Origin of the sequence: Microbacterium sp. LWO13-1.2, from assembly GCF_038397725.1 — a bacterium.
Lineage (GTDB): Bacteria > Actinomycetota > Actinomycetes > Actinomycetales > Microbacteriaceae > Microbacterium.
The window spans coordinates 1,260,213-1,273,685 of the sequence record NZ_CP151634.1 but is presented as its reverse complement, the minus strand read 5'-3'; the positions used below and the strand labels follow the sequence as shown (position 1 = coordinate 1,273,685).

Here is a 13,473-nt window from a genome sequence, read left to right as displayed (position 1 = left end):
CCTCATCGTGTCGCCACACTATCGCGCCCGCTCATCTCCGTCGCTCTCGTCGGCGTTGCGATGTGCGCGCGGACTCCACAGCATCACCTCGGTGGAACGACGGACGCGGCGGCCGCCGAGCATCGGTGTGACGCCGGCCGATCCTGCCGCGAACACGCGCATGCCCGGACGGTTCTCGCGCTCGGTGCGGAGCGCGTTCTCGAGCTCGGCGACGCGGCGACGCAGCATCCGATTCTCGTTCTCCAGGGCGAGCACCCGCGCGATCGCGGGGAGGCTCATGCCCTCTGAGGAGAGCTGCGCGACCTCACGCAGCTGTTCGAGGTTGCGCGTCGAGTAGCGGCGGGAGCCGCCGGAGGTGCGGCCGGGGACGACCAGGCCGATGCGGTCGTACTGACGCAGCGTCTGCGGGTGCATGCCCGCGAGCTCGGCTGCGACGGCGATCGCGAACACCGGGGTATCGGCATCCATGCGCCGTTCAGCCATGATCCCTCACCTCTGCCCCCGGTGTTCCGTCGTCGCCGTCGCGATGTTCATCGTCGCGCCTTGGCCATCATCTCGGTGCGCGGGTTCTCCTTGGGCTCGGCCTCCTGGAAGGCGAGCAGCGCCTCGCGAGCGGCCTCATCGAGGTGCGTCGGCACCGCGACCTGCAGCTCGGCGAGCAGGTCGCCCGTGCCCTTCGTCGTCGCCACGCCGCGGCCCTTGACGCGCAGCACCCGCCCGGAGGGGGTGCCAGGCGCGACGCGCAGCTTCACGACGTCGCCGCCGAGCGTGGGGACCTCGATGGTGGCGCCGAGCGCAGCCTCGGTGAAGGTCACCGGCACCGTGATGCGGAGGTTGAGCCCGTCGCGCGTGAACACCGGATGCGGTCGCACGGCGATCTGCACCACGATGTCGCCGTTCTCTCCGCCGTCCGGCGATGGCCGGCCTCGCCCGCGCAGCCGGATCTTCTGACCGTCGGCGACGCCGGCCGGGATCTTGACCTTGAACGGCTTGCCGTCCTCACCCTGCAGGCTGATCGTCTCGCCCTGCACCGCGGTCGCGAAGTCCAGGGTGGTCCGTGCGGTGACGTCGGCGCCGCGCTGCGGACCGCCGTAACCGCGGAAGCCGCCCGAGGTCTGCCCGAACCGCCCGTTTCCGAAGGAGGCGCCCTGGCCCTGGTTGAACATCGCGAAGATGTCCTCGAAGTCGGCCGACTGGCCGCGCCCCTGCTGACCGAACCGGCTGAACACGTCCTCGAAGCCGCCGGCGCCGGCGCCGCCTGCGGTGAAGCGGGCGCCGGAGCCCATCGCGCGGATCTCGTCGTACTCCTTGCGCTGCTCAGGATCGGAGAGCACCGAGTACGCTTCGCTGATCTCCTTGAACGTCGCCTCGGCCTTCGCATCCCCCTGATTGGAATCCGGGTGATACTTGCGCGCGAGCTTGCGATACGCCTTCTTCAGTTCGGCCTCAGTGACCTCTTTCGAGACCCCGAGGGTCTTGTAGAAGTCCTTGTCGAACCAGTCCTGGCTAGCCATCGGCGCCTACTCGGCCGGCACCGCGACGACGACCTTCGCCGGGCGCAGCTCGACGTCACCGAGACGGTAGCCCACCTCGACGACCTCGAGCACCGTGGTCTTCTCGGCGCCAGGGGTCGGCTGCTGGAAGATCGCCTCGTGGCGCTGGGGGTCGAACTCCTCGCCCTTCTCGCCGTAGGAGACCATGCCCATGCGCTCGGCGACGAGGCGCACCTTCTCCGCAATCGCGAAGAACGGCGTGCCGTCGGTGAGGTCTCCGTGCTGAGCTGCGCGATCGAGATCGTCGAGTACGGGGATGAGACCCTTGGCGGCCTCGCCCTTCGCGCGCTCGATCTCGACCTGACGCTGCTCTTCGGTGCGGCGACGGTAGTTCGCGTACTCGGCCTGCAGCCGCTTGAGGTCGTTCAGCAGGGTCGACTCGAGGTCGGCCAGCACCGCGTCCTCCGCAGCGGCCTCACCGGTCTGCTCGGCGTTCAGGATGTCGTCGACCGTGAGGTCGTCGTCAGAGCCTTCGGCGCCCATCGCTTCGGTGGAGTCCGGGTTCTGCGGCGCGGGGCCGGATGCCTGAGCATCCGACCCCTCACCGGGAACCTCGGCGTTGTCGTCGAAGTTCTTGTCCGTCATGACTACTTCTTCTCGTCCTCGTCGTCGACGACCTCTGCGTCGATGACGTCCTCGTCGGAGGAGGTGTCATCGGCCGCGGGGGCCTCGCCGTCGGCGGGGGCGCCGGCTGCGGCGTCCGCCTGCGACTGGGCGTAGATGGCTTCGCCGAGCTTGGTCTGCGACTCGTTGAGCTTGTCGAACGCCGTCTTGACCGCGTCGTCGTCCTCGCCGGCAAGCGCCGTCTTGAGGGCGTCGACGTCAGCCTGGACCGACTCCTTGACGTCAGCGGGAAGCTTGTCGTCGTTGTCCTTGATCAGCTTGTCGATCGAGTACGCGAGGGTCTCGGCCTGGTTGCGGACCTCGGCGGCCTCACGGCGCTTCTTGTCGTCGGCCGCGTTCTCCTCGGCCTCGCGCACCATGCGCTCGATGTCGTCCTTCGACAGCGACGAGCCGCCGGTGATCGTCATCGACTGCTCCTTGCCGGTGCCCTTGTCCTTGGCGGACACGTGCACGATGCCGTTCGCGTCGATGTCGAAGGTGACCTCGACCTGCGGGATGCCACGGGGAGCCGGGGCGATGCCGGTGAGCTCGAAGGTGCCCAGCGGCTTGTTGTCGCGGGTGAAGTCGCGCTCGCCCTGGAAGACCTGGATGGCCACGGACGGCTGGTTGTCGTCTGCGGTGGTGAAGGTCTCGCTGCGCTTGGTCGGGATGGCCGTGTTGCGCTCGATGAGCTTGGTCATCATGCCGCCCTTGGTCTCGATACCGAGGCTCAGGGGGGTGACGTCGATGAGCAGCACGTCCTTGCGCTCACCCTTGAGGACACCGGCCTGCAGGGCGGCGCCGACGGCGACGACCTCATCCGGGTTGACGCCCTTGTTCGCTTCCTTGCCGGTCTCGCGCTTGACGAGTTCGGCGACGGCGGGCATGCGGGTCGATCCGCCGACGAGCACGATGTGGTCGATGTCGGCGACCTTGATGCCTGCTTCGCGGATGACATCCTCGAACGGCTTCTTGGTGCGGTCGAGCAGGTCCTTGGTGAGGTCCTCGAACTTCGCGCGGGTGATGGTCTCGCTGAGGGAGACCGGGCCCGAGTCGGTGAGCGACAGGTACGGGAGGTTGATCGAGGTGCTGGTCGAGGAGGAGAGCTCCTTCTTCGCCTGCTCCGCGGCCTCCTTCAGACGCTGCAGCGCGATCTTGTCGCCCGAGACGTCGACACCCGAGGTGTCCTTGAACTGCTTGATCAGGTAGTCGACGAGACGCTGGTCCCAGTCGTCTCCGCCGAGGCGGTTGTCGCCGGCCGTGGCGCGCACCTGGATCGTGGAGAAGTCGTCGTCCTTGCCCACCTCGAGGAGGGAGACGTCGAACGTTCCGCCACCCAGGTCGAAGACCAGGATGAGCTCGTCTTCCTTGCCCTTGTCGAGGCCGTAGGCGAGTGCCGCGGCGGTGGGCTCGTTGATGATGCGGAGCACGTTGAGACCGGAGATCTCACCGGCCTCCTTCGTGGCCTGACGCTCGGCGTCGTTGAAGTATGCGGGAACGGTGATGACGGCATCCGTCACCGTGTCGCCCAGGTAGGACTCGGCGTCGCGCTTGAGCTTCATGAGGATGCGCGCGGAGATCTCCTGCGGCGTCCACTTCTTGCCGTCGATCTCGACGGTCCAGTCGGTGCCCATGTGGCGCTTGACGCTCGCCTGGGTGCGGTCGACGTTGGTGACGGCCTGGCGCTTCGCGGTCTCACCGACCAGCACCTCCCCGTCCTTCGTGTAGGCGACCACCGACGGGGTCGTGCGGAAGCCCTCGGCATTGGCGATGACCTTCGGCTCGCCACCCTCGAGGACGCTGACGACGGAGTTCGTCGTACCGAGGTCGATTCCAACAGCACGTGCCATGTGTTTCTCCTTTGTTGCTGAGGTTGTGTGGTTCGGAAATCTGCGGCAACTCAGCAAACCTGAGTCGCGATGACTCAACCGTACTCGCACACTCGATGCGTGTCAAAACAAAGTTGATACGAGGTGGCTCAAGTTTGCTGGGAATCGACCCAGTGGCCGAGTTCCGCGCCCAATTGAGCGGGCGCATCGAGCTGGATGAGATGACCCGCTCGCTCGACGACCGTCAACGTCGACCCCGGGATCATCGAGTTCAGCCGGTGCGCCCGATCGACCGGGATCCAGGTGTCGTCCGCGCCCCAGACGATGTGCACCGGCTCGTCGATCGTCGGGTACAAGGGCTCCATGTCCGTCGTGTACCGCTCATCTGCCTGCGCGATCTGCCGGTAGAACGCCGACTGTCCGTGGACGCCCGTCCACGGATCGACGAGCATTGCGAGATCGTCGTCGCGGATGCCGCGGTGACTCGCTCCTCGCACATAGGCCTCGACGGCACCCCGATGCACCGCGGCGGGCAGTTGCGTGAAGACGTCTGAGTGCTGCTGCACGAGGGTGAAGAAGGGCGAGCCCCACGGACTCAGTGCGACGACGTCGACGAGACAGAGCGATCGGTAGCGCGCGCCGTGCAGCAGTCGCGCGCGCAGCGCAACTGCTCCACCGAAGTCGTGCGCGATGACGTGCGGTCGTTCGAGGTTCCACTCTTGAAGCAGACGGGCGAACAGTTCGCCCTGGAACCCGAGATCGACCTTGTGGCCGGGTTCCTTCGAGGACTGGCCATATCCGGACATGTCCCAGACGTGCACCGTGTACCGCACCGACAAGGCGTCCGCGATCGGCCGCCAGAGGGCCGAGGACCACGGCGTGCCGTGCAGAAAGACGATGTCGGGCCCCGAGCCCCAACTGTCGTACGCCACGTCTCGGCCCTGCCAATGAAACGTCTTCGTCAATCGTCGCGTGGCCATCGCCTCATCCTTGCCGAGACCGCCGACATGGCGAGATTCGGGATACTCGGAAAAGATTGAGGGCATTGTCGATCCACGGCGTCGCCGTTCGACGTCTGTATGAAGGCCGCGCATTCGCGGGGCCGCGACAAGGAGATAAGCAGATGACTCGTGAATTGGTCTACACCGGATTCATCACCCTCGACGGCGTCGTCGACTCCCCCGGCGGCACCGCTGAGGGCCACCCTGGCGGCGGCTGGGTCTTCGACACCGACTTCGTGCCGGAGGCTTTCGCGCTCAAGGGCGAGGAGCTCGCCGAGACGAGCGCCCTGCTCTTCGGCCGCCGCAGCTACGAGGCGTTCTCGGCCTTCTGGCCCGGGTCGGAGGATCACGCCGACTATCGCGATCTGCCGAAGTACGTGGCGTCATCGACACTGGGAGAGGACGCGATCGTCGACAACTGGGGCCCGACGACGATCCTCCGCAACACCCAGGACATCGCCGACCTCAAGCAGACGGAAGGCGGCGCCATCTTCATCCACGGCAGCGCCGAGCTCGCTCTCCACCTCGGCGAGGCAGGGCTGATCGACCGCTACAACCTACTCATGTTCCCGTACCTCCTCCCCGGCGGTAAGACCATCTTCGGAGCGGGCGGTGCCGACCGTCGCGCGCTTTCCCTGCGCGAATCGGAGTCGTACTCCAACGGAGTCCTCAAGCTCGTCTACGACGTGAAGCCGGCGCGCGGCTGAGAGACGGATGAGGCTCGGGCGTCGGGCGGCATGCCGCCCGGTTCTATCGCCCCGCCAGTCTCGCTCCCGACCCCATCCCTAAAACGGTGGTGGGGTGTCGTCTTCGGTGAAGGTGACGGTGTTCTGGGGTGGGGGTCGGTCGAGGTAGACCTTGCCGGTGGGGCTGGTCCAGGCGTAGACCCCGGTGTCGAGTTGTTCGATGTGCCACGGGGAGTGGTGTTTGAGGACGTGGTGTCGGCGGCAGAGGTCGCCGAGATTGTTCACGGTGGTCGCACCGCCGAGGGCGGCGTCTTGATGGTGGTCGATGTCGCAGTCTCGGGCGGGGAGTCCGCAGGTCGGGAATCGGCAGCGTTGATCGCGGGCTTTCAGGTGTCGTTTGAGGTGCGCACTGGGCCGGTAGCGGTCGACGGCGAGGACGGCGCCCGTGATCGGGTGGGTGAGGATCCGATCCCACCCGGATGCCGCTCCGGCAAGTTCCTTCGCAGTGGCGGTGTCGATCGGGCAGCGTCCATTCAGCTCGGCCGGTGTCGTTTCGGTGCCCATCTGATCGGCGCCCATCAGGGTCGTGACCGGGACAGTCACGGACACGTGTGCGGTGATCGCGGCGAGCAGCCCGTCGGGGGTGTCGTGCCCGGCGGGGGTTCCGGTGAGGAGGAGGTCAAGGGCAAGATCGCAGCGGATCTGATCGATCGTCCGCGGATCGGCGTCGTCACCTTCGCCGGACGTCACCTTTACGACTTTCGCCATCTGCGTAAGGCGATCGAACGCGCCGTGCACGAGGGTTGCCGGTCCGGACAATCCGAAGGTCGCGGCCCCATCGACGGCACCTTTCGTCCACGCGCCACGCCGGTCGCGGGCATCCTGGTGTCGCTCATCGATCGACCGCGGCTGGAAACGTTCCGCGACCCGGCGCGCCATCCGGGCCACCCGATTCGGGGACTCCGTCTCCGCGAACCCGATCAGTTGCTCCGCATACGCATCCCGATCCGCGGCATCGTCGAGATGTGCGCCGGCGTCGATGATCACTCGGGCATGTCCAGCGCTGATCCGCCCGGCACCCTGCGCCTGCCACACCGACGGGAACTGCTCCACCAGGAACGACGCTTCCGACATCCGTCGTTGCACCGTCCGGTCGCTCACCCGCAGCGCCGCCCCCATCTCCGCCGCGACCGACCGCAACGCCAGATCCCCGAAATCGGGATGCTCGGCCTGCTGGGCGACGTCGAGCGCGAACCGGGACCCGAGAGCGAGGAGACCATCCCGCGCCGCCTGCAACGAACTGATCGTGCGCTCGATCTCCACGACCGAGTCGGTGAGCGCGCCCAGCGTCGCCACCTGCTCCACTGTCGCATCCATCAACGCCGTCATAACCCCCAGTACACCAGGGGCCACCGACATTCCAACCCCAGATCAGGGGGCAAAAATTCGCAATCGAGTCACGGATCCATAACAGTCTCTTGCACCCGATCCCTGTCGGGCCGAACCCCTCTTGCTGATACCTGCAGCTATCCGTTACCCGTTGTCTTGGCCACAGTGAACACGATGTTCGCGATCACGGCGTAGACGCTGATGAATATCAGTGCGGACACGGGAAGCCAGACATTTGAAGTCCGCCGCACCCAGAGCACGATGGATGCGCTGACCACCAGCACCAGCAGGACCCCATTGATCCAGAGGAATGGCTGCACCGCGTAGTACATGACTACGCCGTCGCAGGTGCCCGTCGCGCTGCACGTCACCCCTTCGAACTGGCGGAAGAAAGTCACGAAGCCCGCCGCAAGCGATACGAACACGTAGAGGACGAACCCCACTGCCGATTTCTCTTGCGGAGTATGACGGCGTGATTCCTGAGGCACGACTGCTTCCTTCCCGTCAGTGTGTCCGGGTGATCGTGCGATCTCAGCGGGCGACGAGTCGGAATCAATCATAGGAAGGCGATGATCCGGGACAAGAGCACCACGGCAATGGGAGTCAACGCCACGATGATCGTTCGAGGACGGCGCCCGCGAACCACGAGCACCGTCATTGCCACAACGTCGCGACACGCGCCACGGTTTCCCCCACCCCGGAAACACCGCCGTCACACGCACCGCTTAGGCTGACCGCATGCCCCGCCCCACCCTGCTCGCCGTCTCTCACGGGACGTCGGATGCCGAAGGCGCACGCACGATCGCCGAGCTCGTCGACCGCGTCGCCGATGCGCTGCCCGACGTGGCCGTCAGAGCCGCCTTCGTCGACGTGCAGCAACCCGACGCCAAGGACGCGGTACCCGCGATCGAAGGGCCGGTCGTCATCGTGCCCCTCCTGCTGTCGAGCGGATTCCACGTGCACCACGACCTGCACGGCATCGCCGGCAAGCGAGCGGATGCCGTCGTCGCCGACCCGATGGGACCGGACCCCCGCCTCGCCGAAGTGCTCGCTGAGCGGCTCGCTGCGCACCTGCCCCCGGCATCCGACGGCCCCGTCATCCTCGCCGTCGCGGGCTCCCGCGATCCGCGCTCGCTGACGGATGCCGAGGGCATGGCCGCTCTGCTGCAGCAGCACCTCGGGCGAGCCGTCGAACTCGCGTATCTCGCCGCACGCCAACCCGACCTGCCGACCGCCCTCGAGAACCACCCGGACGCGGTCGTGTCGATCTACCTGCTCGCCCGCGGCTATTTCTTCGACCTGGCCGAGCGTCAAGCCCCCGGTCGCACGATCACACTCCCCCTCCTCGACGGCGGCCCCGTTCCCCAGGCCCTGATCGACCTCGTCGTGGCCCGCTACGTCGACGCCGAAGCGCGTCTCGACGACTGACTCCCGCCCGTTCCGGTCGCAGTTCGTGTGGCTCCGGACGCCGAGAAGCGGCACAAAGTGCGACCGGAGCAGGCGCGACCCCGCAGCCGAAGCACATGACAACGCTTCAGCACCAGTGTTCGGCGTCATATTTCGCGCTGCATGACGCCATATGACGTTGCTTGACGCACTGAGTCACCCCCTGTTAATGAACAAGGTCCCACTCCTTAGGTTGAGAGACAGCCATCCAGGGAGCAGACCCATGACCATCGAGCAGCCGACGCCAGTCCGCGGTGCCCGCACGCGCACTGCCCGCGTACCAACGAAGCCGCACGGGCAGTGGCTCGTCGACGGCACCGAGCCCCTCAACGCGAACGAGCAGTTCAAGCTCGACGACAACGGGCTCAACGTGCGCGAGCGCATCGAGAACGAATACGCCAAGGGCGGCTTCGCTTCGATCGATCCGACCGACCTGCACGGACGCTTCCGCTGGTGGGGCCTCTACACGCAGCGCAAGCCCGGGATCGACGGCGGCCGCACCGCGCAGCTCGAGCCGCACGAGCTCGAGGACGAGTACTTCATGCTGCGGGTCCGCATCGACGGCGGCCAGCTCACCACCGAGCAGCTCCGCGTGATCGGCGAGATCTCCACCGAGTTCGCCCGCGACAGCGCCGACATGACCGACCGCCAGAACGTGCAGCTGCACTGGATCCGTGTCGAGGACGTGCCCGAGATCTGGCGCCGCCTCGAGGGGATCGGCCTGAGCACCACCGAGGCCTGCGGCGACGTGCCCCGCGTCATCCTCGGCTCCCCGGTCGCCGGCATCGCCGCCGACGAGATCATCGACCCGACCCCGCAGATCCACGAGATCGCCGAGCGCTTCATCGGCGACCCGACGCTCGCGAACCTCCCCCGAAAGTACAAGACCGCGATCACCGGCCACCCCAGCCAGGACGTCGTCCACGAGATCAACGACTGCGCCTTCGTCGCCGTCGTGCACCCCGAGCTCGGCATCGGCTATGACCTGTGGGTCGGCGGCGCCCTCTCCGTTGTCCCCCGTCTCGGCGAGCGCCTCGGCACCTTCGTCGCCCCCGAGCGGGTCGCCGAGGTCTGGCACGGCATCACCCAGATCTTCCGCGACTACGGCTACCGGCGCCTCCGCAACAAGGCCCGCCTGAAGTTCCTCCTCGCCGATTGGGGCACCGAGAAGTTCCGCGAGGTGCTCGAGACCGAGTACCTCGAGAGCCCTCTCCCCGACGGACCGGCCGCGCCCAAGCCGACCAGCATCGGCGACCACGTCGGCGTGCACGCGCAGAAGGACGGCCGCTTCTTCGTCGGCGCCGCTCCCCTCGTCGGACGCGTCTCCGGCACCACGCTCACCGCACTCGCCGACCTCGCCGAGGCGCACGGCTCGCAGCGGGTTCGCACCACGCCGTACCAGAAGCTCATCGTCCTCGACATCCCCGAAGAGAACGTCGAAAGCCTCGTGAAGGGCCTCGACGAGATCGGACTGTCAGCCCGGCCCAGCCTGTTCCGCCGCGGCACCATCGCCTGCACCGGCATCGAGTACTGCAAGCTCGCGATCGTCGAGACCAAGGCGAACGCCGCCCAGGCTATCCTCCAACTCGAAGAGCGCCTCGGAGCCCTCGAGCCCGAGATCGGCCGCCCGATCACCCTGCACGTGAACGGATGCCCGAACTCCTGCGCCCGCATCCAGACGGCCGACATCGGCCTGAAGGGCCAGCTCGTCCTGATCGACGGCGAGCAGGTACCCGGCTACCAGGTGCACCTCGGCGGCGGTCTCGCCGGCGTCGACCGCGAAGAAGCCGGTCTCGGCCGCACCGTGCGCGGCTTGAAGGTCGCGGCCGACGGCATCGCCGACTACGCCGAGCGGGTCATCCGCCGCTATCTCGCCGACCGCGAGAACGCGGAGAGCTTCGCGCAGTGGGCGCACCGAGCGGACGAGGAGGCCCTGCAGTGAGCACCCTCGTCGACATCCGTCCTGCACGCCGCTCCACCGAAGAGCTCAAGGCCCTCGCTGAGCGCGGCGCGATCGAGCTGCGCAGCCGCGCGGCCGACGAGGCGAGCCCTGCCGAGGTCGTCGCGTGGGTGGCCGAGAACTTCGCCGTCGCGCAGGCCGCCGTCGCGTGCTCGATGGCGGATGCCGCGTTGCCGCACCTCGTCGCGCAGAGCCTGCCGGGCGTCGACGTGCTCTTCCTCGAGACCGGCTACCACTTCGCCGAGACCACGTTCACGCGCAACGAGGTGGCCGCCGCGCTCGACGTGCGCATCGTCGACGTGAAGCCCGAGCAGACCGTGCGCGAGCAGGACGCCGAGTTCGGCGCCGAACTGTTCGCCCGCGACCCCGGCCTGTGCTGCGCACGCCGCAAGGTCGAGCCGCTGCAGCGGGCACTCGGCGGCTACGAACTGTGGTTCACCGGTGTACGCCGCGAAGAGGGCCCGACGCGCGCCGACACCCCGCTGATCGTCTGGGACGAGCGCAACGGACTGGTCAAGGTCAACCCGGTCGCCGCCTGGAGCTTCGACGACCTCATCGACTACGCCACCGTGCACGAAGTGCCGGTGAACCCCCTCGTCGCGAACGGCTACCCCTCCATCGGCTGCGCGCCGTGCACGAAGGCGGTCGCCCCCGGCGAGGATCCGCGATCCGGCCGCTGGGCGGGACTCTCGAAGACAGAATGCGGGCTGCACCTATGAGCACCATCACGTCGCTGAGCACCCTCGACCTGCTCGAGGCCGAGGCGATCCACATCATCCGCGAGGTCGTCGCCGAATTCGAGCGACCCGTGCTGCTGTTCTCCGGCGGCAAGGACTCCGTCGTCGTGCTGCACCTCGCTGCCAAGGCATTCGCACCGGGCAAGGTGCCTTTCCCGGTGCTGCACGTCGACACCGGCCACAACTTCCCCGAGGTCATCGCGTTCCGCGATGAGACCGTCGCACGTCTGGGCATCCGGCTCGAAGTCGCCAACGTCCAGGACTACATCGATGACGGCCGCCTCGCCGAGCGTCCGGACGGCACCCGCAACACCCTGCAGACGCAGCCCCTGCTCGACGCGATCGCCGCGGGCAAGCACGACGCGGTGTTCGGCGGCGCACGACGCGACGAGGACAAGGCGCGCGCCAAAGAGCGCATCATCTCGCTGCGCGACGAGTTCGGGCAGTGGGATCCGCGCAATCAGCGCCCCGAACTGTGGAGCCTGTACAACGGCCGCCACCTCCCTGGGCAGCACGTGCGCGCGTTCCCGATCTCGAACTGGACCGAGCTCGACATCTGGAGTTACATCGCCCGCGAGGACATCGCGCTGCCTCCGCTGTACTACGCGCACGAGCGCGAGGTGTTCCGCCGCGACGGCATGTGGTGGGCGGTCGGCGAGTTCTCGCAGCCGCGGGCCGGCGAGCAGACCGAACGCCGGGTCGTGCGCTACCGCACGGTCGGCGACTCGAGCTGCACGGGCGCGGTCGAATCGGATGCTGTGGACACGGCATCCGTCGTCGCCGAGGTCGCCCGCTCGACGCTGACCGAACGCGGCGCCACCAGGGCGGATGACCGCATCAGCGAAGCCGCCATGGAAGATCGCAAGAAGGACGGGTACTTCTGATGACCGAGACCTCGATTCTCGACGCACCAGGCGAGGCGTCCGCCCTGCTCACCGACGGCTCCACGCTCTTCCGTTTCGCGACCGCCGGCTCTGTCGACGACGGCAAGTCGACGCTCGTCGGCCGACTGCTGCACGATGCGAAGGCGATCCTCGCCGATCAGCTCGAGCAGGTCGCCGCGACCTCCCGCGACCGCGGCTTCGCCCATGGCGACTTCGACTTCGCGCTGCTCACCGACGGACTCCGTGCCGAGCGCGAGCAGGGCATCACGATCGACGTCGCCTACCGCTACTTCGCCACCGGCCGCCGCAGCTTCATCCTCGCGGACTGCCCCGGCCACGTGCAGTACACCCGCAACATGGTCACCGGCGCTGCGACCGCCGACGCGGTGATCGTGCTCGTCGACGCACGCAAGGGAATCGTCGAACAGACCAGGCGCCACCTCGCCGTGGTGTCGCTGCTGCGCGTCGCACACGTGATCATCGCGGTGAACAAGATCGACCTGATCGACTTCGACGAGGCACGATACGACGAGATCGAACGCGAAGCGGGTCGCGTCGCGACAGAGCTCGGTCTCTCCGGCATCCGGGTGCTGCCCGTCTCGGCGTTGGAGGGCGACAACATCGTCGACCGTTCCTCGCGCACCCCCTGGTACGACGGCCTCACCCTGCTGGAGCTGCTGGAGACGCTCCCCAGCCAGCAGGAGACGGTCTCGCACGCCGCCGAGTTCCGGCTGCCGGTGCAGCTGGTGCTGCGGCCGCAGGGCGGCCTGTCGCCGACGATCCCCGCCGAGCAGGCCGAGCAGTATCGCGACTTCCGCGGCTTCGCCGGCCGGATCAGCTCCGGCACGGTCCGCATCGGCGATCGCGTCGAGGTGCTCCCCGGGCGACTCGCGACCACGGTCACCGGCATCCATGTCGCCGGCGACGAGACGGATGCCGCGACGACCTCGCAGTCGGTGACACTGACGCTCGCCGACGACGTGGATGCCGCGCGCGGCGCCCTCATCGTCGGAGCCGGCACGGCACCGACCGGGCAGAAGGAAGCCGTGGTCGAGCTGTTCCAGCTCGACCCGCGCGCCGTCACCACCGGCACCCGGGTTCTCGTCAAGCACGGCACCTCCACGGTGCAGGCCGTCATCGCCGAGGTGCTCTCCCGGTACGACCTGGAGACGCTGGCGCACCACGATGCCGACGCCCTCGCAGTGAACGAGATCGGCCGAGTACGGCTCCGTCTCGCATCCGAGCTGCCGCTGGAGCCCTATGCGCGGGGCCGCGAGGGCGGCGCCCTGCTGCTCATCCACCCCGCCGACGGCGCGACCCTCGCTGCGGCGACCGTCATCGACGCACCCTGACCTGCTCAATCCCCCACTGAAACACCCACCCTG

At 67.7% G+C, this 13,473-nt stretch carries 13 protein-coding genes; 6 read left to right on the top strand and 7 right to left on the bottom strand.

Translation table 11 applies throughout. The features are described from left to right. Positions 1-18 precede the first annotated feature (18 nt). The 5 genes from MRBLWO13_RS06110 to MRBLWO13_RS06090 all read right to left on the bottom strand — a co-directional run bounded on the left by MRBLWO13_RS06110 (position 19) and on the right by MRBLWO13_RS06090 (position 4,965). A complete protein-coding gene (locus MRBLWO13_RS06110) occupies positions 19-483 on the bottom strand; it encodes a MerR family transcriptional regulator (RefSeq protein ID WP_341977016.1) in 465 nt (154 codons plus the stop codon). A 47-nt stretch (positions 484-530) separates the two neighbouring features. Next, positions 531-1,514: a DnaJ C-terminal domain-containing protein gene (locus tag MRBLWO13_RS06105; protein ID WP_341977014.1), complete on the bottom strand. Its 984-nt coding sequence runs from the start codon at positions 1,512-1,514 to the stop codon at positions 531-533. A 6-nt stretch (positions 1,515-1,520) separates the two neighbouring features. Beyond that, positions 1,521-2,138: a nucleotide exchange factor GrpE gene (locus tag MRBLWO13_RS06100; RefSeq protein WP_341977012.1), complete on the bottom strand. Its 618-nt coding sequence runs from the start codon at positions 2,136-2,138 to the stop codon at positions 1,521-1,523. A gap of 2 nt (positions 2,139-2,140) precedes the next feature. Continuing rightward, positions 2,141-4,006, bottom strand: a complete 1,866-nt coding sequence (dnaK, locus tag MRBLWO13_RS06095; RefSeq protein WP_341977010.1) for a molecular chaperone DnaK — start codon at positions 4,004-4,006, stop codon at positions 2,141-2,143. Positions 4,007-4,134: 128 nt separating this feature from the next. Continuing rightward, complete coding sequence (locus MRBLWO13_RS06090) at positions 4,135-4,965, bottom strand: alpha/beta hydrolase (protein WP_341977007.1); 831 nt, start codon at positions 4,963-4,965, stop codon at positions 4,135-4,137. Between the two features lie 143 nt (positions 4,966-5,108). On the opposite strand from MRBLWO13_RS06090, the gene MRBLWO13_RS06085 reads away from it, so the two are divergent. Beyond that, a complete protein-coding gene (locus MRBLWO13_RS06085; RefSeq protein WP_341977005.1) occupies positions 5,109-5,693 on the top strand; it encodes a dihydrofolate reductase family protein in 585 nt (194 codons plus the stop codon). Between the two features lie 78 nt (positions 5,694-5,771). Here MRBLWO13_RS06085 and MRBLWO13_RS06080 read toward each other — a convergent pair whose 3' ends face one another. Together MRBLWO13_RS06080 and MRBLWO13_RS06075 are read right to left on the bottom strand one after the other, a co-directional pair. Then, positions 5,772-7,061: a DUF222 domain-containing protein gene (locus MRBLWO13_RS06080; protein ID WP_341977004.1), complete on the bottom strand. Its 1,290-nt coding sequence runs from the start codon at positions 7,059-7,061 to the stop codon at positions 5,772-5,774. Between the two features lie 137 nt (positions 7,062-7,198). Further along, on the bottom strand, positions 7,199-7,549 hold the full coding sequence (locus MRBLWO13_RS06075) for a hypothetical protein (protein WP_341977001.1): 351 nt from the start codon (positions 7,547-7,549) through the stop codon (positions 7,199-7,201). A gap of 250 nt (positions 7,550-7,799) precedes the next feature. On the opposite strand from MRBLWO13_RS06075, the gene MRBLWO13_RS06070 reads away from it, so the two are divergent. The 5 genes from MRBLWO13_RS06070 to MRBLWO13_RS06050 all read left to right on the top strand — a co-directional run bounded on the left by MRBLWO13_RS06070 (position 7,800) and on the right by MRBLWO13_RS06050 (position 13,440). After that, positions 7,800-8,489 (top strand): CbiX/SirB N-terminal domain-containing protein, encoded by a 690-nt coding sequence (locus tag MRBLWO13_RS06070; RefSeq protein WP_341976999.1) that lies wholly within the window; start codon positions 7,800-7,802, stop codon positions 8,487-8,489. A gap of 241 nt (positions 8,490-8,730) precedes the next feature. After that, positions 8,731-10,449, top strand: coding sequence for a nitrite/sulfite reductase (locus MRBLWO13_RS06065; RefSeq protein WP_341976996.1), 1,719 nt, complete (start codon positions 8,731-8,733; stop codon positions 10,447-10,449). Then, positions 10,446-11,186, top strand: coding sequence for a phosphoadenylyl-sulfate reductase (locus MRBLWO13_RS06060; protein WP_341976994.1), 741 nt, complete (start codon positions 10,446-10,448; stop codon positions 11,184-11,186). The genes MRBLWO13_RS06065 and MRBLWO13_RS06060 overlap by 4 nt, the downstream gene beginning before the upstream one ends. Beyond that, complete coding sequence (gene cysD, locus MRBLWO13_RS06055; protein ID WP_341976992.1) at positions 11,183-12,088, top strand: sulfate adenylyltransferase subunit CysD; 906 nt, start codon at positions 11,183-11,185, stop codon at positions 12,086-12,088. The genes MRBLWO13_RS06060 and cysD overlap by 4 nt, the downstream gene beginning before the upstream one ends. Next, entirely contained in the window at positions 12,088-13,440 is a 1,353-nt protein-coding gene (locus tag MRBLWO13_RS06050) for a GTP-binding protein (protein ID WP_341976990.1), read from the top strand. Before cysD ends, MRBLWO13_RS06050 begins: the two co-directional genes overlap by 1 nt. Positions 13,441-13,473 lie beyond the last annotated feature (33 nt).

Excerpts from the sequence above, each read along its gene's own strand:
- MRBLWO13_RS06110 (WP_341977016.1), bottom strand. The coding sequence starts at position 483 with ATGGCTGAACGGCGCATGGATGCCGATACCCCGGTGTTCGCGATCGCC.
- dnaK (WP_341977010.1), bottom strand. The coding sequence starts at position 4,006 with ATGGCACGTGCTGTTGGAATCGACCTCGGTACGACGAACTCCGTCGTC.
- MRBLWO13_RS06105 (WP_341977014.1), bottom strand. The coding sequence starts at position 1,514 with ATGGCTAGCCAGGACTGGTTCGACAAGGACTTCTACAAGACCCTCGGG.
- MRBLWO13_RS06050 (WP_341976990.1), top strand. The coding sequence starts at position 12,088 with ATGACCGAGACCTCGATTCTCGACGCACCAGGCGAGGCGTCCGCCCTG.
- MRBLWO13_RS06080 (WP_341977004.1), bottom strand. The coding sequence starts at position 7,061 with ATGACGGCGTTGATGGATGCGACAGTGGAGCAGGTGGCGACGCTGGGC.
- MRBLWO13_RS06100 (WP_341977012.1), bottom strand. The coding sequence starts at position 2,138 with ATGACGGACAAGAACTTCGACGACAACGCCGAGGTTCCCGGTGAGGGG.
- MRBLWO13_RS06090 (WP_341977007.1), bottom strand. The coding sequence starts at position 4,965 with ATGGCCACGCGACGATTGACGAAGACGTTTCATTGGCAGGGCCGAGAC.
- MRBLWO13_RS06085 (WP_341977005.1), top strand. The coding sequence starts at position 5,109 with ATGACTCGTGAATTGGTCTACACCGGATTCATCACCCTCGACGGCGTC.
- MRBLWO13_RS06065 (WP_341976996.1), top strand. The coding sequence starts at position 8,731 with ATGACCATCGAGCAGCCGACGCCAGTCCGCGGTGCCCGCACGCGCACT.
- cysD (WP_341976992.1), top strand. The coding sequence starts at position 11,183 with ATGAGCACCATCACGTCGCTGAGCACCCTCGACCTGCTCGAGGCCGAG.
- MRBLWO13_RS06070 (WP_341976999.1), top strand. The coding sequence starts at position 7,800 with ATGCCCCGCCCCACCCTGCTCGCCGTCTCTCACGGGACGTCGGATGCC.